18 protein-coding genes are annotated in these 21,030 nt (G+C 70.7%); 11 read left to right on the forward strand and 7 right to left on the reverse strand.

Going from position 1 to position 21,030, the window contains the following annotated elements:
* Positions 1-155 precede the first annotated feature (155 nt).
* The gene (locus CP980_RS33030; protein WP_132761068.1) at positions 156-650 is read right to left on the reverse strand and encodes a MarR family winged helix-turn-helix transcriptional regulator; all 495 of its coding nucleotides are present in this window, start codon (positions 648-650) and stop codon (positions 156-158) included.
* 73 nt (positions 651-723) lie between these two features.
* On the opposite strand from CP980_RS33030, the gene CP980_RS33035 reads away from it, so the two are divergent.
* The 6 genes from CP980_RS33035 (at position 724) to CP980_RS33060 (ending at position 8,108) form a co-directional block, all read left to right on the forward strand.
* Complete coding sequence (locus CP980_RS33035) at positions 724-2,811, forward strand: MMPL family transporter (RefSeq protein WP_150529857.1); 2,088 nt, start codon at positions 724-726, stop codon at positions 2,809-2,811.
* 225 nt (positions 2,812-3,036) lie between these two features.
* Positions 3,037-4,254, forward strand: coding sequence for a phospholipase D-like domain-containing protein (locus tag CP980_RS33040; protein WP_229907353.1), 1,218 nt, complete (start codon positions 3,037-3,039; stop codon positions 4,252-4,254).
* A 144-nt stretch (positions 4,255-4,398) separates the two neighbouring features.
* A complete protein-coding gene (locus tag CP980_RS33045) occupies positions 4,399-6,051 on the forward strand; it encodes a PP2C family protein-serine/threonine phosphatase (protein ID WP_132761070.1) in 1,653 nt (550 codons plus the stop codon).
* On the forward strand, positions 6,048-7,142 hold the full coding sequence (locus CP980_RS33050) for a cobalamin B12-binding domain-containing protein (RefSeq protein ID WP_132761071.1): 1,095 nt from the start codon (positions 6,048-6,050) through the stop codon (positions 7,140-7,142). Before CP980_RS33045 ends, CP980_RS33050 begins: the two co-directional genes overlap by 4 nt.
* Entirely contained in the window at positions 7,139-7,555 is a 417-nt protein-coding gene (locus tag CP980_RS33055; protein ID WP_150529858.1) for an STAS domain-containing protein, read from the forward strand. Before CP980_RS33050 ends, CP980_RS33055 begins: the two co-directional genes overlap by 4 nt.
* Positions 7,556-7,604: 49 nt before the next feature.
* Positions 7,605-8,108, forward strand: coding sequence for a MarR family winged helix-turn-helix transcriptional regulator (locus tag CP980_RS33060; RefSeq protein ID WP_132761073.1), 504 nt, complete (start codon positions 7,605-7,607; stop codon positions 8,106-8,108).
* Positions 8,109-8,120: 12 nt separating this feature from the next.
* On the opposite strand, the gene CP980_RS33065 is transcribed toward CP980_RS33060, so the two are convergent.
* A complete protein-coding gene (locus CP980_RS33065; protein WP_132761074.1) occupies positions 8,121-9,302 on the reverse strand; it encodes a PP2C family protein-serine/threonine phosphatase in 1,182 nt (393 codons plus the stop codon).
* A 158-nt stretch (positions 9,303-9,460) separates the two neighbouring features.
* On the opposite strand from CP980_RS33065, the gene CP980_RS33070 reads away from it, so the two are divergent.
* On the forward strand, positions 9,461-9,814 hold the full coding sequence (locus CP980_RS33070; RefSeq protein ID WP_150529859.1) for a UBP-type zinc finger domain-containing protein: 354 nt from the start codon (positions 9,461-9,463) through the stop codon (positions 9,812-9,814).
* 25 nt (positions 9,815-9,839) lie between these two features.
* Here CP980_RS33070 and CP980_RS33075 read toward each other — a convergent pair whose 3' ends face one another.
* Positions 9,840-11,093 (reverse strand): FAD-dependent oxidoreductase, encoded by a 1,254-nt coding sequence (locus CP980_RS33075; protein WP_150529860.1) that lies wholly within the window; start codon positions 11,091-11,093, stop codon positions 9,840-9,842.
* 277 nt (positions 11,094-11,370) lie between these two features.
* Here CP980_RS33075 and CP980_RS33080 point away from each other — a divergent pair, with 277 nt between their 5' ends.
* Complete coding sequence (locus CP980_RS33080) at positions 11,371-11,805, forward strand: Hsp20/alpha crystallin family protein (protein WP_150529861.1); 435 nt, start codon at positions 11,371-11,373, stop codon at positions 11,803-11,805.
* Positions 11,806-11,977: 172 nt separating this feature from the next.
* Positions 11,978-12,448: a DUF2267 domain-containing protein gene (locus CP980_RS33085; protein ID WP_132761078.1), complete on the forward strand. Its 471-nt coding sequence runs from the start codon at positions 11,978-11,980 to the stop codon at positions 12,446-12,448.
* Here the strand turns inward: CP980_RS33085 and CP980_RS33090 are convergent.
* Positions 12,445-13,905 (reverse strand): serine/threonine-protein kinase, encoded by a 1,461-nt coding sequence (locus tag CP980_RS33090; protein ID WP_229907375.1) that lies wholly within the window; start codon positions 13,903-13,905, stop codon positions 12,445-12,447. The genes CP980_RS33085 and CP980_RS33090 overlap by 4 nt on opposite strands.
* 306 nt (positions 13,906-14,211) lie before the next feature.
* Here CP980_RS33090 and CP980_RS33095 point away from each other — a divergent pair, with 306 nt between their 5' ends.
* Positions 14,212-16,557 (forward strand): Orn/Lys/Arg family decarboxylase, encoded by a 2,346-nt coding sequence (locus tag CP980_RS33095; RefSeq protein WP_150529863.1) that lies wholly within the window; start codon positions 14,212-14,214, stop codon positions 16,555-16,557.
* A 55-nt stretch (positions 16,558-16,612) separates the two neighbouring features.
* Here the strand turns inward: CP980_RS33095 and CP980_RS33100 are convergent, their stop codons facing one another.
* Positions 16,613-16,864, reverse strand: coding sequence for a DUF6213 family protein (locus CP980_RS33100; protein WP_132761081.1), 252 nt, complete (start codon positions 16,862-16,864; stop codon positions 16,613-16,615).
* Positions 16,865-17,073: 209 nt separating this feature from the next.
* Between CP980_RS33100 and CP980_RS33105 the strand changes: the two genes are divergently transcribed.
* A complete protein-coding gene (locus CP980_RS33105) occupies positions 17,074-17,508 on the forward strand; it encodes a CBS domain-containing protein (RefSeq protein ID WP_132761082.1) in 435 nt (144 codons plus the stop codon).
* 45 nt (positions 17,509-17,553) lie between these two features.
* Here the strand turns inward: CP980_RS33105 and CP980_RS33110 are convergent, their stop codons facing one another.
* The gene (locus CP980_RS33110) at positions 17,554-18,594 is read right to left on the reverse strand and encodes a vWA domain-containing protein (RefSeq protein ID WP_150529864.1); all 1,041 of its coding nucleotides are present in this window, start codon (positions 18,592-18,594) and stop codon (positions 17,554-17,556) included.
* Between the two features lie 142 nt (positions 18,595-18,736).
* Positions 18,737-20,944, reverse strand: a complete 2,208-nt coding sequence (locus tag CP980_RS33115; protein WP_229907352.1) for a PP2C family protein-serine/threonine phosphatase — start codon at positions 20,942-20,944, stop codon at positions 18,737-18,739.
* Positions 20,945-21,030 lie beyond the last annotated feature (86 nt).

A 21,030-nucleotide genomic window follows, 5' to 3' on the forward strand; every position in this document is an offset into this window, starting at 1 on the left:
GGACGGTTGCCACCAGGGTGTCCAGGTGCGATGCGTTGACTCAACTTGCAGCGTTTTCGCATCGAATCCCGCGTCGTTTGCCGGGCGAGGCCGTGCGCGCCGGAAGTCCCACGGGCTCGGTCTTCAGCCCTCGCCGGAACCGGCAGGGCAGGCGCTCATCGCCCGACGAGGGCGAGCTGCCGGTTCATTTCGGTGAGGAAGCGCACCACCACGTGGAGTTCGTCGTCGGTGAAGTGGTCGCGCGCGGCGTCCGTACCGGTGGCCAGGGGGCGGAAGTAGTCCCGGGCGACCTTCCTGGCCGCCTGGGCGTAGTGCAGGTGGACCACCCGGCGGTCATCGGCCGCCCTGACGCGGCGGATGTGGCCCGCCCTCTCCAGTCGGTCCAGGCACGCGGTCATGGCACCGGAGGTGAGGTTCATCTGCTTGCGCAGCCGTCCCGGCGTCATGGGGCCGGCATCCTCGCCGTCGTCCGCGTCCAATACGGCGATGAGGGCCTGTACGTCGGTGAGGTGAAGGCCCTGGGCGTGGGCGAACTCCTGCGCGATGCGATTGAACTCCGCGTTCATCCTGCGCAGCAAGACGGCGAAGGACTGCAACCCGATGGGGTCGTGAGTCGGAAGTGAAGGCGAGGGACTGTCGGTGTCGCGCATGCTCAGAGCATATAGTCTCTCGATGATTGACATTCTTTATGAGTGACTTAATCCGAGCAGTGAGGGACTCACCTTGAAGAGCACACCGAGATGGGCCCGCTGGATCGTGCCGCTCGCGTTGCTGATCGTGTGGCTCGGCATCGGCGGGACGCTGGGACCGTATGCGGGGAAGCTGGGCGAGGTCGCCACCAACGACCAGGCGGCGTTCCTGCCGCGCAACGCCGAGTCCACGCAAGTCCTCGAAGCCCGCAAGGCGTTCGAGACGTCGCCCTCGGTCCCCGCCATCATCGTCTGGACGGCGAACGGCAACCGGATCAGCGCCGCACAGCAGGAAGCCGCCACTCAGGCGGTCAGCGGTCTCGCCGGCGGCAACGGTGTCGTTGCTGCGCCTTCCCCGGCCGTCGTCTCCGCCGACGGAGAGGCGATGCAGGCGGTCGTTCGGCTGGCCACCGATCTGGGCGATGAGTTGCCGACGGTCGTGGGGGAGGTGCGGCAGGCCGCCCAGCGGGTGACCGGTACCACGGTCCAGATCGCCGGACCCGCGGCCAGCCAGGCGGACCTGTCCGACGCGTTCGCCGGCATCGACGGACTGCTGCTCGGTGTGGCCCTCGCGGCGGTGCTGCTGATCCTGCTCCTGGTCTACCGCAGCGTGCTGCTGCCCCTCGTGATCATCATCAGCGCGGTGTTCGCCCTCGGTCTGGCCTGCGCGGTGGTCTACGCGCTGGCGGACCGGGGCGTAGTACGGGTGGACGGCCAGGTCCAGGGGATCTTGTCGATCCTGGTCATCGGCGCCGCGACCGACTACGCGCTGCTCCTGGCAGCGCGCTTCCGTGAGGAGCTCGCCCGCCGGGGGGACCGCATGGACGCGGCGAAGGCCGCGGTACGCAGGTCGGCCGGAGCCATCACGGCCAGTGCGGCGACCGTGGCCCTGGGCCTCTTGGCCCTGCTGGCCAGCGACCTCACCAACAACCGGGCCCTCGGACCGGTCGGTGCCATCGGCATCGCCTGCTCGGTCCTCGCCACTCTCACCTTCCTGCCGGCCGCTCTGGTGCTGCTGGGCCGGGCCGCCTACTGGCCCGCCACTCCCAAGCCCGCCGACGCCGATCTCGAAGGCCACAGGGTGTGGCGCCGCATCGCCGCGGTGATCGACCGGGCACCGAGGCGGGTCTGGGTGTCCACCGCTCTGCTGCTCGTCGTGCTGGCGGGCTTCTCCTCCACCCTGTCGTCCAAGGGCGTGCCGCTGGACGAGATCTTCGTCAACGACGCTCCTTCGGTCGGTGCCCAACAGACCCTGGCCCGCCACTTCCCCGGCGGTTCGGGCAACCCCGCCGTGATCATCACCAACGTGGGCCGAGCCGCCGAAGTACGTGCGGCCGCCGAGGGGACGGACGGCGTCGCCGCCGTCCTCCCGGCCACCGCGAGCGGACGACCGGGAACGGAGGCCCCGCTCGTCGTCGACGGCCGAGTACGCCTGGACGCCACGCTCAAGGCCGCGGCGGACAGCGGCGCCGCCAACGGGACGGTCCGGCAGCTGCGCGACCGCGTGCACGCCGTGGCGGGCGCCGACGCCCTCGTCGGCGGCTACACCGCCCAGCAGTACGACACCCAGCGGACCGCCGCCCGCGACCGCACCGTCATCGTCCCGATCGTCCTCGGCATCATCCTGCTGATCCTGATCGCCCTGCTGCGCTCCGTGCTCGTACCGGTCCTGCTCGTCGCTACGGTCGCCCTCAACTTCCTGGCGACCCTGGGCGTGTCCGCTCTCGTCTTCGAACACCTGCTGGGCTTCACCGGCACGGACGCCTCCGTACCGCTCTACGGGTTCGTCTTCCTCGTCGCCCTCGGAGTCGACTACAACATCTTCCTGATGTCCCGGGTCCGCGAGGAAGCCCTCGTCCTCGGCGCCCGCCAGGGCGTGCTGCGAGGGCTCACCACCACGGGAGGCGTGATCACCTCCGCTGGCGTCGTCCTCGCCGCGACCTTCGCCGCACTGATGGTGATCCCGCTGGCCTTCCTCGTCCAGATCGCCTTCATCGTCGCCTTCGGCGTCCTGCTCGACACCCTGGTCGTACGGTCCTTGCTGGTACCGGCCCTCGTCATCGACATCGGCCCGCGCGCCTGGTGGCCCGGCGCGCTGTCCCGTCGAGCGGGATCCTCCTGAGGTGGTGGCGCGCGGGGGAGCCGCTTCGCGGAGCCCGGGTGAGGGGGCGCCGTCGAGTCGACGGGGCCCCGGTCGGTGGAATCTCCGGCCGTTCAGGGGGTAGACGGCAGGCTGCGCGTCAGCGCGCCTCTCGTGCGGTAAGCCGTAGCAGCCGCTCGATCGCCGTACCGGATCACCGGCAGTGGGCTCGCCGTCCATGCCGCCCGACACGCATACAGGTGGAGCATGACTCAGACGATCGAACGTACGGCGCCGGAGGGTCAGGACGGGCCGGCAGCAGACCTCTGCGCGGAGCGTGCACAGCGGCTCAGACGCAGACTGGAGCGGCTCATCGGCATCGCGGCGACCGAGGGCAACACCCTCGTTCCGCTGCGCAACGGTGATGAGATCTTCGCGGCGATGCTCGGTGCGATCCGGCGGGCGGAGCACACCGTGGACATGATGACCTTCGTCTACTGGCGTGGTGACATCGCCCACAAGTTCGCCGCGGCGCTCGCCGAGCGCGCCCGTGCCGGGGTGCGCGTGCGGCTCATGCTGGACGGGTTCGGCAGCCGGCTCATAGAGAAGGACGACCTGGCCCTGATGGACGAGGCCGGGGTGGACGTGGCCTGGTTCCGCAAGCCGCTCTACCTCTCACCGCTCAAACAGAACCACCGTTGCCACCGCAAGGTCCTCGTCGTCGACGAGCGCACCGCCTTCACCGGCGGCGTCGGAATAGCGGAGGAGTGGTGCGGTAACGCCCGCAACGAGAGCGAGTGGCGCGATACGCACGTCCAGGTCACCGGTCCCGCCGTCGACGGCCTGGCCGCCGCCTTCGCCCAGAACTGGGCCGAGTGCCACGACGAACTCTTCGACGACCGCGACCGGTTCATCGACGGCGAGCACCACGGCGACTCCGTCGTTCAAGTGGTCCGCGGCTCCGCCTCCTTCGGATGGCAGGACATGCAGACCCTGATGCGTGTCGTCCTGGAGTCGGCCGAGGAGAGGGTCCGCCTCACCACCGCCTACTTCGCCCCCGACGGCTACTTCACCGGGCTGCTCTGCGACACCGCCCGACGCGGGGTGGACGTGGAGATCCTGCTGCCCGGACCGCACACCGACAAGCGGGTCTGCCAGTTGGCGGGGCAGCGCTACTACGAGGACCTGACGGCCTGCGGTGTGAAGATCTACCAGTACCAGCCGACGATGATGCATGCCAAGACGCTCACGATCGACAGGGTCGCCTCGCTGGTCGGCTCCACCAACTTCAACCGGCGCTCCCTCGACCACGACGAGGAGGTGATGCTCGCCGTTCTCGATCGCGAGTTCACCGCCACTTTGGATGGTCACTTCGATGAGGACCGGGAGAAGAGCGTGCTCATCGAGGCCGGCCGCTGGAAGCGTCGTGACCTGCTGCAGAGGGCCCGGGAAGCGGCCGTCCTGCCGATCCGTCGCTTCTTGTGAGAACCGGGCGATCACTCGTGGTTGCGTGGGCGGCGAGGAGGTGTCCGTTTGCCAGGGGCCGACCACGTGAGAGATTGTTGCCTTCGAGCAACGTTTTCCGTCGAGTTGATGAGGTGAGGGATTCGCACAGCGGATCCTGCTTATTTGGATCACACCCGAGCGCGCACCATCGCGGAGCCGGATGCTGACTTCCCCTGGGGCGCAGCCCCCCATCCCGTCCTGGTCGTCGACGTGGACGGCGCCCTCGTACGGCGCAACGACGCGGCCGCCGCGCTCCTGCCACGGGCGGAGCCCGGCACGCCTCTGGTGGACGTGGCCCCGGCCTGGCTCGCCGAGGCGCACCGTACGGTGCGCCTCCCCGGCCCGTACGCCGCCCCGGATGCGGACCCCGCGCTCTGCGGTGTGATCGGCGGGCGCCGCTACGAGGCGCACCCCAGCGTGCGGGACGACGGCACGGTGGGGTGGTGGCTGGTCGACGACACCGACCACCAGCTCGTTCGGGACGCCCTGCACAAGGAGCGCGAGCGGACCGCCTTCCTCGCCAAGGTGTCGAGCGCCCTGCTCTCCACCCTCAATCTGGGGCGCTGTATGGACGTGACCGCGCAGATGGCCGCGGAGAGCCTCGCGGACGCGGCGCTCGCGATCGCCCCCAGCCGAGGGCGCAGGCTTCCGGTGGTGACCTGCCTGCGGGGCGGTGTGCCCGAGCTTTCGCACCATTCGGTGGACCCCGACGAGGTGCCGGGCCTGGGTGAGGCGCTGCGCGGGTTTCCGCCGGTGCCCGCCCGGTGGATCGATCCGTCGACGGCGCCGCCGTGGCTGGTGCCCGAGGGCTTCGGGCCGGTCGGATCGATAGTGATCACGCCGTTGCCCGGGCACGGCGTCCCGGCCGGGGCGCTGGTCCTGCTGCGCAGGGCGAAGACCGACTCCTTCAGTGACGAGGAGGAGGTCTTCGCCCGGTCGTTCGCCGCTCGTGCGGGGGCGGCGATGTCGGCCGCCCGCCTCTACGCGGAGCAGACCGCCATCACGGACGTGCTGATGCGGGAGCTGCTGCCCCCGACCCTGCACCAGGTCTCCGGAGTGGACTTCGCGGGCCGCTACCGGCCCTCGGCCGACCACGAGCGCGTCGGCGGGGACTTCTACGACGTGCACCCGGCCGGCGACGGCGGAGCCTCCCTGGTCGCTCTCGGGGACGTGTGCGGCAAGGGCCTGGAGGCCGCCGTCCTCACGGGCAAGATCCGCAGCACGTTGCACGCCCTGCTGCCCTTGGCGGACGACCACCAGCGGATGCTCTCGCTGCTGAACACCGCCCTGCTCAACTCCCACCACGCGCGGTTCGCGACCCTGGTCCTGGCCTCCGCCGTGCTCCGGGGCAACGAGGTGGACCTCAAGCTGACCAGTGCCGGCCACCCGACCCCGCTGATCGTCCGAGGGGACGGCACCGTCGAAGAGGCCGACACCGGCGGCACCCTGGTCGGAGCCATCCGCGAGGTGTCCGCCCGTACCGCGGCCGTCACCCTCGCACCGGGGGAGTGCTGCGTCCTGTACACCGACGGAATCACCGAAGCCAAGGGCGGGCCGATGGGCGACGTCCTCTTCGGGGACGAGCGCCTCAAGCGCGCCCTTTCCGCATGCGCGGGGATGACCGCCGAAGGCATCGTAGAGCACGTGCAGATGCTGGCTGCCCAGTGGCTCGGAAGCCGGCGTCACGACGACATGGCCGTGGTCGTGATCGCAGCGCCGCGCACCCACCATCTGAGCGCGGTGAACGGGCACACTCGGGGCAGGTTCACCGGATGAGCACGAGCACATCGCCCTCCCTCCCGCGCAGCGGCCACCCGGAGCACCTGGCGGACCGGCTGTTGGACGCGGCCCTGGCGGGAGACGAGCGTTCCGCCGCCGACCTGGTACTGCGCGCCCTCGACGAAGGGGCGGACCCGGAGAGCGTCCTGCTCGACGTGATCGCACCGGTCCAGGGCAAGGTCGGTCAGGAGTGGGCGGAGAACCGGATCACCGTCGCGCAGGAACACGCCGCCACCGCCATCAACGAAAGGGTCATCACCGCCCTCGGAGCCCACCCCGCCGCCCGCAGGGCCATCACCCGGGGCCGCATCACCGTGGCCTGCGTCGACGGCGAATGGCATGCCCTGCCCGCCCGCCTGCTGGCCGAGGTCCTGAAGCTGCGCGGCTGGCGGATCGACTACCTCGGCGCCCAGCTCCCCACCCCGCACCTCATCGCCCACCTCCACATGACCGGTGCCGACGCGGTGGCCCTCTCCAGCTCGATCGCCACGAGGCTGCCCACCACACATGCGGCCATCACCGCATGCCAGGCCATCGGCGTCCCCGTCCTCGTGGGCGGCGCCGCCTTCGGGCCCACGGGCCGGTACGCGGAACTCCTCGGGGCCGACGCCTGGGCCCCCGACGCCCGCGCCGCCGCCGAGCACCTCGCCCGCAGCCCCCTGTCCCGTCCGCCGCTCGACCATCAGCCGATCGACGACCTGCCCCACCTGGCGGATCAGGAATACACCCTGGTCACCCGCAACGGCGACGCCCTGGTGCGGACCGTGTTCACGGCCCTGGAAGACGCGCTGCCGTTCATGAACGCGTACAGCGATCTGCAGCGTGAGCGGACAGCGGAAGATCTCGCATCCATCGTCGAGTTCCTTGCCACCGCCCTCTATCTCGACGACGAAGACCTCTTCACCGGGTTCATCGCCTGGACCGCGCAGGTCCTCAGCGCGCGGGGCGTGCCCGCGCGGAGCCTGGGGCCGGCCCTGCACCTCCTCGCCCTGGAGCTCAAGGACTTCCCGCGGGCGACCCGCGTCCTCCACGCCGCGACGCGAGCGGTCACCGCCCTCCACCCCTCCGAGGCAGGGAACCCCGCATGACCACACCGCCCCCTGACCATCTGCGCCTGACCAGGGTCGACACCGAGGACCGGGTGCGCATAGAGCTCGACGGCGATCTCGATCACGACACGGCCGACCTCCTCGTGAACGAGGCCACGGCGCAGCTCTCGGCCAGGCCCGGACTGGGCGACCTGCACCTGCACTGCAGAGGACTCGGCGTGATCGACTCCATGGGCCTGTCCGCCCTGCTGATGATCAGCCGTCGTACCACCGCGGCCGGGGTACGTTTGCATTTGGAGGACCGGCCCGCGAACCTGGACCGGGTCCTGCGCCTCACCGGCACCTTCGACCACCTCACGGCACCTGCCACCACCAGCGGCGCCGCCGGGGACTCGACGCACCAGGAGGAGGCCACGGTGTTCCGTCCCACTCGGCCGGACGCCGGCACCTGAGCCACTGCCCGGCCGTTCACCGGGCAGACGCACACACTGACGGGCAGTGATGAACGCACCAGACGCCGCACCCAGCGGGATAGTTCACGAGGCGACCCAGTCGGCCGGTTCCATCACCGAACTCCTCGACGTGATGTGGGAGTACGCCAGAAATTCCACTGCCGATGTCACAGCGCCCGGCTCGGCGTCCCAACTGCGCCTGATGTACGTCGTCGACCGGCAGGACGGCATCCGTATGCGGACGGTGTGCCAGCAGCTCGCCTCCGCACCGCCGACCGTCACCCGCATGTGCGACCGACTTCAAGCCATCGGCTTCCTCGAACGCATGGCGTCACCCGACAGCGGCCGTGAGATCGCCTTGCGACTGACCCCTGCGGGGAAACGGCATCTGCAGCGCATCCGGGAGCAGCGCGACAGCATGCTGCACCAGGCCATCGACAACATGCCCTCCGCCGAGCGCCGTGCACTGGCCAAAGGGCTCGCAGGGCTCACCGCCCAGCTCAAAGCCACCGATGAGGAGGGCAGGAGACCGAGCGGTCACTCCGTGGCATGAGCTGTTCCACGGTCACTGCGAACGCGCGGGGCCGCGGCCGAACCAGTCGAGGCAGACGACCAGGGCGTCGTCGTCGGGGTCCGCTTCCCGGTACGCCCTCAGCTCCTCCAGCAGCGCCCGTGGGACCGCGGCGGCGGGCAGGAAACTGACGGCTTGGATGGCCCGCGCGAGCGCCCGCTCCTCGTAGGCTTCCCCGGCTCCGGAGACGGCGCCGTAGACCCCGTCGCTGACGAAGATCAGACGGTCTCCGGGCAGAGCCTGGAACTCCTGCGCCTCGTAGAGGGTCTCGTCGAACATGCCCAGCGGATGCTGTGCCACGAAGTCGACGCGCTCCACGACCCTGTCGCGCTGACGCCAGAGCTGGGGCGATCCGGCGTCCACCACCTGCACGCGGCCCGTGGGGATTTCGAAGAACAGGAGCAAGGTCGACACGTATTGCGCGCCCTGGTATTGGGCGTAGATGGCCTGATCGGCGAGCGCCGCCTGGTCCGCGATGCCGATTCCTGCCCTGCGGGCGTTACGGAGGGCATTGACGGCAAGATTCGTCAGAAGAGACGCGTGGATTCCCTCACCCATTCCGTTGGTGACGGTGAGGGTGAGGGTGTCGGCCGTAGTGGACCAGTCGAAATTGTCCCCGTGGATATCGTAAGCGGGTTCCAGCTGTCCCCCGATGGCGTATTCCTGGCGCGCACAGGACCGGGCGGGCAGCAGTTGCCACTGCATCTCCGCCGCCAGGGTGAGCCGCTGGCGGCGGCGGGCCTGCAGGTAGAGGTCGGTGTCACGCTCGGCCACGAGGATCTCGTGGCCGAGGAGTTCGGCGAGTCCCATCATTTCCTCGACCGCCTGAGGCGTGCATCTGTGCTCGGGGAGGCGCACGGTCAGGATCCCGAGCCGGTCGCCGCGCACGGTCACCGGCAGATGCAGATCGATCGTCGTCCCGTCCTGGGAGGTGTACTTGCCGAAGGGTTCCTGGCTGATGAAGGCGCGCCCCTCCGGACTCGTCTGCACTGCCAAAGGCCGGTCCGTATGCGGGAGATCGGTCACCGGCTGGAGGACGGTGGAGCTGTAGTCCGCCACGAGCAGGTCGACTTCGGTGGCCTCGAATTGCTCGATCAACGCGTCGCGCAGCGTGCCGAGGAGTTCGTGGGGGGCGCCTGTACGCAGTGCGCGCTCAACGGTAGGGAAATGCGTCACGAGGGGCGCCGTTCATCGGAATGATACTGAGAATATCGTCTTGCGAGGGCCTCACATCATATCGTGCGCTGCCGTTGCCGGGGGAGTCCTGAAGGCCTGTTCCAGCCGGTCGCGCCCTAGACTGGACGTGGCACCGCCCCTGGCCGGAAGGAACCCGGATGGCGCGCACCGGCAGCGAACCCCACGGGCAGAACCAGCCGCTCCCGGCTTGGGTGGTGGCAGTCGACGGAGGCCGCCCGGAGGGACGCACGTGCGCCCACGCGAAGGATCTGCCCGCGGATCCGGGGACGCCGCTTCAGGTGTGCGGGCAATGCCGCACCCGCGGCTGGACCTGGACCCGGCTGAGGTGGTGCTCCACGTGCGGGCACGTCGGATGCTGCGACAGCTCCCGGGGCCGGCACGCCTACGACCACCATGCGCGGACGGGCCATCCCGTGGTCCTTTCCCTGGCCCGCGACGAAGCCTGGGCCTGGTGCTACACCGACGAGGTGTTCCTCCTGCGGGGCCGGTGATTCTCGCCGACGCGGGTGATCGCGGTCAGGGCGTACCCGTGGTTCCCAGGTCGGCGATCACCTCGCGGGCTGCCCTGGCCCCCGAGGCCAGTGCCCCCTGTAGCGAGCCCGTCGCCCGATGGTCGCCGCAGACGTAGCGGCCCCTCGCGAAGCGGGTGGTGCGGGTCAACGGCAACGGCGGGGGCATGGCGGGCAGGGCGCCTCGTACCGTCACGCGGTGCACCGGTTCCCAGGTGCCGGTGTCCGTGCCGTACGCCTCGGCGAGGGCGGCGAGCACGGCGGCCTCCTCCACCGGGCCGGGCGTGCCGAGCACGGAGGTCGACACGAGGGCCCTGCCGTCCCCGGAGTAGCCGGGCTGTACCTCGGTGAGGACGCACGTGTTCAAGAACCTGAGGCGGGCGTCGACCAGCAGGGTGGGCTCGGGCAGGGGCGAGCGTTCGACAGCGTGGTACAGCGTCGTGACGGTGCGGCCCGCAGGCGGTGCGAGGCCGGGCAGGAGGCGCGCCGCGGCGCCGGCTCCGGTGGCGACGACGACGGCCCGCGCCCGTAGTTCCTCGCCGCCGAGGAGCACGCCGGTCGGCGTCAGCTCCGACACGGGCGACGAGGTGCGCAGCACCTCCGGGGGCAGCCCGGCGGCGAGTTGTGCCGGTACGGCGCCGATGCCGTCACGCGGCAGACAGAGCGTGCCGCGCAGCATGCTGCGCCACACCAGGTGGAAGAAGCGGGCCGAGGTCTCCAGCGAGTCCTCCAGGAACACCCCTGCCAGGAAGGGCCGGAAGAACGTCTCGACGAAGTCCTCGGAGAAGCCCGCGTCGGCCAGGGCGGTGCGGGTGGTGACGTCGGGCCGGGCCCGGACACGGGATGCGGGCGCGAGCATCGCGCGTGCCGACAGGAGACCGAAGGCCAGCAGATCGCGTGGCTTGACCCGGCCGCCCGTGAACAAGGCGATGCCGTCGCGCGGACGCCGTGTGGGATCCGTGAGGCGCAGCGTCCCGTCGTCGGTGTGGACCAGCACACCCGGAGTGAAGGGCCGCAGGAAGAGGGCGGGCAGGTCGAGGCGGCGTTTGACCTGCGGGTAGGAGGTGTTGAACACCTGGAAACCGCGGTCGGCGGTGAAACCCGCGACCCGGTCCGTGCGGATGCGGCCGCCCACCGTGTCCTGCGCCTCCACGAGGCGCACGCGCAGGCCGGCCGCGGTGAGGTCGGATGCGCATGCCAGGCCGGCGGCTCCCGCGCCGATGACCGCCACGTCGTGCCCGTCGTCCTGCGTCTTGGCCACGAATGCCCTCACATTCCTTGCCGGACCGGGGTTGCAGCGGCTGCCGCCAGGCTACGCGCGCACGCCCGTACGACGACGTCGGACGCGCCGCTCCGAGAAGACGACCGCCGCCTCCCCTCGGCGCCCGCAGCTCATCGGGAGCGCTGTTCGCGGGTGTCCTGACGCTGTCATCCTCCTGACGACGCCATGCTTGTCATCGTTTCGATGACATGTTACAACGGAGGCACGTTGAAGCGCATGGGCAGTTCCTGCCTGAACCAACTGGAGGTGTTTCGCGATGCTGATGCGCACCGACCCGTTCCGCGAGATGGACCGCATCGTCCAGCAGCTGTCGGGCACGTCGGGCACGTGGTCGAAGCCGTCCGTGATGCCGATGGACGCCTACCGTGAGGGCGACGCGTACGTGATCGCCTTCGACCTCCCCGGAGTGAGCACCGAGGCGATCGAGATCGACGTCGAGCGGAACATGCTGACGGTGAAGGCCGAGCGCCGGCCCGCGGGGAAGTCCGACGGCGTGCAGATGGAACTCTCCGAGCGGCCCCTGGGCGTCTTCTCCCGCCAGATCATGCTGGCCGACACCCTCGACACCGAGCACATCGAGGCGGACTACGACGCGGGTGTCCTGACCCTGCGGATCCCGATCGTCGAGCGTGCCAAGCCGCGGAAGATCGCCATCGGCGGCGAGTCCGGCCGCAAGCAGATCTCCGGCTGACCGAGCCCGCACCGGCGGCGGAGGACGGGGAACCCGACCCCTCCGGCACCCCGTCCTCCGCGCTCCCCCGCACCCGCGTCCGGCTGCGCCCCCTTCCCGCGTCGCCGGCCCGCCTGATCGCCCGCCGCCGTCCGGAACCCGGGCCCTTGAAGAGAAAGGCAACCGCAGCACCATGTACGACCAGCCTCGACCGAACCCGGCCCGGCCCGCCATGACGTTCGACCGGATGCTGGAACGCGTGCGGTACGAGGGCGCCTACCCCACCCGCGAACGTGCGGAGGAAGCGGTCCGCACCGTCCTGGCCGCCCTCGGCCGGCAGATCACCGCGGACGAACGCGTCGACCTGGCACAGGCCCTGCCCGTCGAAGCCGCCCTCACCCTGACCGCCCAGATCCCCGACACCGAGCAACTCACCGGCTGGGGCTTCGTCAAAGACCTGGCCACCCGCAGGGGCATCACGCCCGCCATCGCCCGGTGGGACACCGGCACGGTACTCGCCGTCGTCGCCCGCCTCGCCGGCCCGGACCTGCTCGCCCGCATCCTTCGCCGGCTCCCCGGCGGCTACGCCCTCCTCTTCGGCCAGGCAGAACTACGACAGCCCCAGCCTGTACGCGGTGGTCACGCCGCCCCCGTGCACGTCTAACAGGCGGGCGACGAGCCCTTCTGGCCCTTGAGGTCACGGTTGTACAGCCATCCGGTGGCGTTCGTGCCGTCCACCCGCACGAACGTCCACTGGTTGCCGTACGAGTTGACGATGTAGCACTGGTACCAGAGCTTGGTGCCGTCCTTCACCAGACCGCCCTGCGAGCAATGTTGGTACGGCGCGGCCAGCAAGTGGTGGTCGCCGGAGATGTAGCCGTAGGTGCCCGCAGCCGGGTCCCTGTGGGTCCAGCCGGCGCAGCCCGTCGGTACGGGGTGGCTCGGGGCGGCCGTGGCGCCCTTCGCGATGGGTGCGGAGCCGGAGGGGGACGCCACCGCTCGCGCTCGGTCGTCGCCGCCGCCCGAGGCCACGGCGTACGTGACGCCGCCGGCGAGTACGGCGAGTACGGCGACGACCGCGAGGGTCAGCGCGGTACGGCTGCGACGCCGCGCCCGGTCCACATCCGCCGGGCCGGTCCGGTTCACGGTGACGTGATGACCGGGCAGGGGGCCCTGCGCGAGGCCGTGCGACGGGAATCCGGACTGCGGAGTGGGGGCGTAGGGCTGCGGAAACGACACGGCGCCCGCGTCGAACGCGGCCCGAGGCGGGGGCCCGAAGCCGGGAGCGGGCCCGGACCCGGGCTGCTCGGTGACGGGCGGGGGAGCCGTTACCGGCACCGCCGCGGGGACAGCGCCGCCGGCCGCCACCTCCTCCAGCATCGCGCGGGCCCGGTCGGCGGTGGGCCGGTGCTCCGGATCCTTCGCCATGAGCGCCCGCAGCACCGGGGTGAGCGGCCCGGCGCGCCGGGGCTCGGGCAGTGGCTCGCCCACGATCGCAGCCATCGTGGACCACACCGAGGTACGGCGGAACGGCGAGACGCCCTCCACCGCCGCGTACAGGGTCATCCCGAGCGACCATATGTCGGAGGGCGGTCCGGGCTCCCTGCCCTGTGCGCGCTCCGGCGGCAAGTAGTCGAGCGAGCCGACCAGCTGACCGCTGCGGGTGAGCTTCGCCATCGCCTCGTCGTCGGAGGTCTCGATGGCGGCGATGCCGAAGTCCGTGAGCACGACCCGGCCGTCGCGCTCCAGCAGCACGTTGCCCGGCTTCACGTCCCGGTGGAGAACGCCCGCGCGGTGGGCGGCGTCGAGGGCGTCCGTCAGCTTGGCGCCGATCGCGGCGGCCTCGTGCGGGTCGAGCACGCCACGCTGCGTCAGCACTTCGTCGAGCGAGGGCCCGTCGACGAGTTCCATGACGATGACGGGCAGACCCTGCTCATGCGTGACGTCGTGCACGGTGACCACGCCGGTGTGCCGGATTCGGGCAGCGGCCTGCGCCTCACGCCTCATCCGGGAGCGCAGAGCGGCCAGTTCGAGGTCACTGGAGTCGGTGTACGCCCGCAGGACCTTGACGGCGACCTCGCGGGCGAGCAGCTCGTCGACGGCCCGCGCGACCACGCCCATGCCTCCGCGGCCCACGACCGAGATCACACGGTAGCGTCCCCCGAGCACCTTTCCGATGAGGTCACCGTCACGCGCTTCCCCCGCTTCCCCCGCTGGCACCGCGTACTCCGTTCCACGACCGGTCGGCCGCCCCGACTCCCGGACGAGCACCAGCGTAGGCGCATGATCCGCGGCCGGGCACGCCTCTGCCGCCGGCGGACGGCGCCGGGTTCCCGAACGGGTGATGCGGCCGTATTCCGTCCCGATCCGTGGCGGGTGCATTCGACACTTGACGCATCAGCTGGGAACGCGCAGGTGGGGAGCATCATGTCGAACGGTAGTGTTCTTTTGGCCTTGCGTGAGGACCCCATGGGCGGGGGAGTCAGCAGCGAGCAGCTGCGCCGGATCGGCAAAGAGCTGGAGAACCGCGGGCTGCACGTGCGGTGGGCGCGGACGGTCGAGGGAGCCCGCGCCGCCCTGCGTACGGAGGCGGGCCTGACCGCCGCCGTCATCGCCTGGGACCTGCCGTCGGAGACGGGAGGCGACGCGGGCGGCGGGGGAGGGACGGTCCTGCAGCAGATCACCAGCCGGTTCACCGCCCTGCCCGTCTTCGTCGTCATGAGCGAGGAATCCGACCACGGCCTCGAACGGCTGCCCCTGTGGGTGGCCGAGACCGCGGTCGGCTACATCTGGCCGCTGGAGGACACACCGTCCTTCATCGCAGGTCGCGTCTTCAACGCGGCCCGCGCCTACGGGGCTTCCGTCCTGCCCCCGTTCTTCAGAGCGCTGCGCCAGTTCGACGACGCCCACGAGTACTCATGGCACACCCCCGCACACTCGGGAGGGGTGGCGTTCTTGAAGTCGCCCGTCGGCCGCGCGTTCTTCGACTACTACGGCGAGCGGCTCTTCCGGACCGACCTGTCGATCTCGGTGGAGGAGCTGGGTTCCCTCTTCGAGCACAGCGGGCCCATCGGGGACGCCGAGCGCAACGCCGCCCGCGTCTTCGGCGCCGACCGGACGTACTTCGTGCTGCACGGCGACTCCACCGCCGACCGTATGGTCGGCCACTACTGCGTCACGGCCGACGAGATCGCGTTGGTGGACCGGAACTGCCACAAGTCGGTGCTGCACGGGCTGGTGATCTCGGGTGCGCGCCCCGTCTACCTCATTCCGACGCGCAACGGATACGGGCTCGCCGGCCCCCTGCCCGCCCGTGAGACCTCGTCCGGCGCGGTGGCGGCCAGGATCGCCGCGCACCCGCTGACCGCGGGTGCCGTCTCCCCCGACGCCCAGTACGCGGTGATCACCAACTCGACCTACGACGGGCTCTGCTATGACACCGTCCGCACCGCACGGGCTCTGGCACCCAGTGCGCCCCGTCTCCACTTCGACGAGGCCTGGTTCGCCTACGCCCGTTTCCACCCCCTCTACGCGGGCCGTTACGGCATGGCCGTCGGCCCGGACACGTTCGCGAGCGACGAACGCCCCACCGTCTTCGCCACCCAGTCCACGCACAAGCTGCTGGCCGCCTTGTCACAGAGCGCCATGGTGCACGTGAAGTCCTCGCCCCGGGCGCCGGTCGAGCACCACCGGTTCAACGAGGCGTTCATGATGCACGGCACCACCTCGGCCCTGTACCCGGTCATCGCCTCGCTGGACGTGGCCGCGGCGATGATGGACGGTCCACAGGGGGAGTGGCTGGTCAACGAGGCGGTCACAGAAGCGATCCGCTTCCGGCAGGCCGTCGTACGGACCGGGCGCCGCATCGCGGACGCGGGTGACCGGCTGCCCTGGTTCTTCGGAGTCTGGCAGCCCGACACCGTCATCGACGCGGTCCACGGGACCGCCGTTCCCTTCGCCGACGCTCCGCCCGCACTGCTGGCCGGCGATCCGCGCTGCTGGGAGCTCGAACCGGACGCGGACTGGCACGGCTTCCCCGGCCTGGTGAAGGGGCAGTGCATGCTGGACCCCATCAAGGTGACGCTGACCTGCCCGGGCGTCAACGCGCGCGGGGAGGCGGACTCGTGGGGGATTCCGGCCCGGATCCTCACGGCATACCTCGCCCACCGCGGCATCGTGGTGGAGAAGACCGACACCTACACGACCCTCGTCCTGTTCTCCATGGGCATCACCAAGGGGAAGTGGGGAACCCTGATGGACGCCCTGATGGACTTCAAAGCCCTCCACGACGCCGACACCCCCCTGCGACAGGTGCTGCCCCACCTGGTCGAACGCCATCCGCAGCGCTACAGCGGCATGACCTTGCGCGGACTGTGCCAGGAGATGCACGAGCACCTCACCCGGGCCGAACTGATCGATGCGCTGGACACCGCCTTCCGGGACCTTCCCGAACCGGTCGTCCCGCCGCGGAGCTGCTACCAGCAGCTCATCCGCGGTGGTACCGAACGTCTTCCCCTCGCCCGGGCGGCAGGGAGGGTGGCGGCCGCCATGGTCACCGTGACCCCGCCCGGGATCCCCGTCCTGATGCCCGGAGAAGCACTCGGAGCCCCCGACGGCCCGGTCCTGCGCTACCTCGGAGCACTGGAGGCGTTCGACCGGGCCTTCCCCGGGTTCCACAGCGAGGCGCACGGCGTCACCATCGACCCCCACACCGGCGACTACCTCATCGAATGCGTGCGGCCCGACCGCGTCCCCGGCACAGCCGGGGGGTGACCACGGTCGCTTCTCCTGCACCCGGGCCCTCCCCGGGACCGGGTGCCGCTTCGTGTCATTCGCCGCCGCGGGCCCGGTCCTCCGGGGTCGAGGTGAAGGCGATGCATTCCACATCGATGCTGTCGGCGAGCTCATCGAGGACTCCCGCCAGACCGTCCACGGTCTGGCGGTCGACTGCCGGATCGGCGTCGTCCCCGGCGTTCATCCAGTCGACGGCGATGGCACGCAGGAGCGCCGTGACCCGGTCGGCGGGAATCAGCGGTACGCCGTCCTCTCCCGGGATGAGCGGAATCGTGACGTGGATCATGAGACCGCCTCCGGCGGGAGTGTGTGGGCGGGTGATGACGCCGGGACTGCGGGTAACGGCGAAGGCATCCGCGAGGGGGCGCCGACAAGCGCGTACCCGGCGTGCGCGCGGCCAACCCCCGAGGTGTGCACGTCGAAGCCCGTGCTTACCCCCGGCGGGGGTGGGTAGGCGCTGTAGCGCAAGGCCCCCTTCCAGCATCGGGAGGATGGATGACCCGACGAGTGCACCGAGTGCACGAGGTGATGACGGGAAACCCGGTAACGGTCGAGCAGCTGACGACGCTGGCGGAGGCCGCACGGGTGATGCGGGACGCCGGTATCGGAGACGTCCTGGTCGTTGACCGGGGCCGGCTTCGCGGCATCCTCACGGACAGGGACATCGTGGTCCGGGCGTTGGCCGAGGACCGCGACCCGGCCGAAACGACCGTGCGGGCCATCTGCAGCACCGATCCGCTCACGGTCAAGCCCGACGACCGCGTGGATCACGCCGTCGATCTCATGCGACGGCACGCGCTCCGGCGCCTGCCGGTGCAGGCCGACGACGGTGAACTCGTCGGCATCGTCACCCTCGGTGACCTGGAGGTCGAGCGCGATCCGGGCTCGCCGCTCTCCGCCATCGCCGCGGCCGAAGCGATGCCCCGCTGAAGCGCCCGCTGAAGCGGACGTACCGGTGATCCGTGGTCGGACGGGTCAGACCATGACCAGCAGGCGCGTGTTCGGAACCAGCTTCCGATTCACGCTGGTGCTCTGCACGAAGATGGTGAAGTCGTCGTTGTGGTCCGGCTTGACCCGGACTTCCGTATTCGGCAGGCCGAGCAGGGCCCGGGCCTCCGGTCCCGTGTACACCTGGTCCGTCTTCTTCTCCAGTACCGCGATCTGCTTCCGCGCCTGAATCTTTTCCGACTTGCTCAGCTCGTAGAACGCACAACCGGTCCGGTAATCCTGTCCGCATTCGATGACCCATTCCCGGATCGCAGCATCGCGAGCCACGGGAACCAGCTCGTACTGCGACGGATCGACCGGAGTGAGGCCCGCAGCGGCAATGGTCTCCTTGTTGACCACCTCGGCACCCGTGGAGAACACCGCCTTCGATCCCCGGATGCCCTTGCTACGGCCCACCATGAAGGTTTCGGTGGCCTTCAGGATCACCTTGCCGGCTTCTTCCAGGCCCTTTGTGCTCGTGGCGTCCCAAATGGCGATGTTGTCCTTCGGGAAACCGCACTGCATGGCCTCGCGCTTGCCCATCTGGTCCGGTACGAGGACGGCCAGGGTCCAGTTGTCCTGCTGCGTTTCGATCATGGTGGCCACGGCCTGCACCAGGTCACGAGCGCTGCGGGAAGGGGCGTCCGGGCAGCGGTGACTCGCGTTCTCCTGGCCGTCGGTCAGTACGAAAGTGAGGAAGCTGTGGTCCCCGTAGAGCTGGGCCGTCTGTGCCAGCTCCCGCTGCGACTTCAGCGTGGCAGCCAGCAGGGCCGTCATTCCCCCGGCCCGGTACAGCTGCTTCAGGGAGGGCATGCGCAGCACGTCCTTGTCGTAGACGACGCACTCCACCTTGTCCGCGAAGACGTACACCGTGACACGGGTTTCCTGGTCCAGTTCCTGTGACCGGCGGGCCAGATAGGCGATCTGCTGATCGGCGACTTCGACCACCTTGCCACTCAGGTGCGACATGGACGAGCTGGCGTCCAGCACGAGAGCGACGTGATTGATGTAGTTCTGCTTTCCGGACATGGCGGTTCCCCCTGTTTCCCGACTTGATACTTCAATCCTCCCATCCACCACTGACAATCGATCTTGGAGAACGGGCTCCGTGGGTCCGCTCCGGACTGCTGGAGCGTGCGCCCGCGCGGCACCGGAACGACCCCGGACCCGGTCACATGGGCTGCTCCTCCTGGGCGAAGCGCAGCAGGAGCAGGGCGATGTCGTCGGTACGGGGAGCTCCGCCGCGGCCCCGGCTGATGAGGTCGTCCGCCAGCCTGCCCACCGGGTGGTGTTCGGCGGTTGCGGTGATGCGGGCCGCGACGGCCTCGATGCCGTCCTCAAGGTCCTCGCCGCGGACCTCCACCAGCCCGTCGGTGAACAACGTGAGCAGGCTGCCCGGCTCGAACGGGACCTCGACGGACGTGTACGAGGCGTCCGGGTCGATGCCGAGGAGCAGCCCGGGCGGCAGGTGGAGCATCTTCGCCGGGCCACCGGCGTGGCGCAGCAGCGGAGGCGGGTGGCCGGCCGTGGCCAGGTGGGCGGTGCGGGTCGCGAGGTCGATGTGGGCGTACACGCAGCTGGTGAAGAGTCCGGGGTCGAGGTCGGTCAGGAGCCGGTTGGTACGGGCGAGGACCTCCGCCGGGCGCTCGCCCGCGGAGGCGTGGACGGCCGTGCGGACCTGCCCCATGAGGGCGGCCGCGTTCACGTTGTGCCCCTGGACGTCGCCGACGGCCGCCGCGACGGTGGTGTCGTCGATCCGGATGAGGTCGTAGAAGTCGCCGCCGATGTCGAAGCCGTGCGCCGCCGGCAGGTATCGGGCGGCGACTTCGAGGTGCGGGACGTCCGGCAGCGCGCGTGGCAGCACGCCGGTCTGCAGGCTGTGGGCGAGCTGGTGGGTGGTGTCGTAGAGGCGGGCGCGGTCCAGGGCCTGGGCGATGAGTCCGGCGAGGGAGGTCAGGATCGCCCGTTCGCCGGGCACGAACGGGTGGGGGCGCGCGTAGGCCAGGATGAGGGTACCGATGGGCCGGCCGGAAGCGATGAGGGGCAGGAAGGCCCACGCCGCCATGCCGTCCCCGATCACGACGGCCGGGAAGGCGGCCGCGAGCTCGCCCGTGTCCGCGAAGAACAGCGGATCGCCCGTGCGCAGTCCATGGGTGCTGGCCGTGTGGATGCCGAGCGGGATGCCGTCGTAGCGGGCCATCAGCTCGGCCGTGTAGCCGCGGAAGCCGACGATGCGCAGGCGTTGTTCCTCGGCCACCAGTAGGGCCAGGGCCTGGGCGCCGAGCGCGGGGACGAGCAGGTCGGCCGCCTGGTCGACGACGTCGCGGGCGTGGACGGCCTCCGTGAGGGCGGCCGCCAGGTGCATGAGCTGGTAGAGGGCGGTGGCCCGGCTGGGTGCGGGTTCCGCGGGGGCGGCGGTCCGTGGGGCGGGTGGCGGTACGGGCTCGTCGGCTGCGGCCGGGGTGATGCGGACGCTGATCCCGGTGTCGTCCGGGTAGAGGTCGAAGCGCAGGTTGCGGCCGATCGGGGGCGCGGCGGTGAAGCTGCGCGGCAGCCGGCTGATCGCCGCGGCCCGGTAGTGGTCCTCGATGACGGGTGTGTCCATCCAGGGAAGCGCTTCCCAGGGCAGGGCTCCGATGAGGCGGGAGACGGGTGCGCGCAGGAGCTCGGCCGCCTCCGTGGTGATGAAGGTGATCGTGCCGTTCAGATCGAGTGAGCAGTTGCCTCCGGGCAGGCGCCGGATGAAGGCCATGGCGGCGGCCGCTTCGGCCGGCCCGGGCGTGGGAGGGGGAGGCGGTCGCAGCATGACCGGCTGCGCCGGCGGACGGACGGGGTGTCCGGCGGCGGCGGCCTGGCGCAGGTGGTTCGCGAGACGGCGACAAGCCGCGTCCACGGCGTCGCGTTCCCGCTCGGTCAGGTGGGGCGGGTGGGAGCCGGGCCACAGGAGGACGAGACCGGCCCCGGTGGGCTCCGCCGGCTCGGGCACCGGGTCGGGGACGAGCGGGGCCGCGGCGAGGGCGAAGTCGTACGGGAGGACGAGGCCGAGGCGCGGGTAGCGCCGGGCCGTCTCCTCCTGGCCGCCGAGCCAGACGAACCGCCCGTCGCGGACCGCGTCGGCCACCGGGATGGGATCGTCCACCACGACCCGGGACCAGGGCAGCGCGAACTCACGGGCCAGCCCGAAGGTCATCGCCAGATGCAGGACGCGGCGGGTGGGGTCGGGCAGGTAGATCATGCCGATGGACGCCCCCGCGGCCGCGCAGGCCCGGATCAGTGCCTCGCCGAGCGCCCGCTGTCCGGCCCCGTCGGCGCCCTCGGCGGGTCCTGCGGGCTCGGGCGGCTCGGCCGCCCCCTGGTCACGCCCTGGAAGGTTTCGCACCCGTCCATCGTCCCCCCACACCCCGTCCGCGCGTTGGTACCGGGCCCGCCCCGGCGAGCCCGGGCCCGGAGCCTCCGCACGGGTGC

The sequence above is a fragment of the Streptomyces vinaceus genome, assembly GCF_008704935.1.
In the GTDB taxonomy this organism is placed as follows: domain Bacteria; phylum Actinomycetota; class Actinomycetes; order Streptomycetales; family Streptomycetaceae; genus Streptomyces; species Streptomyces vinaceus.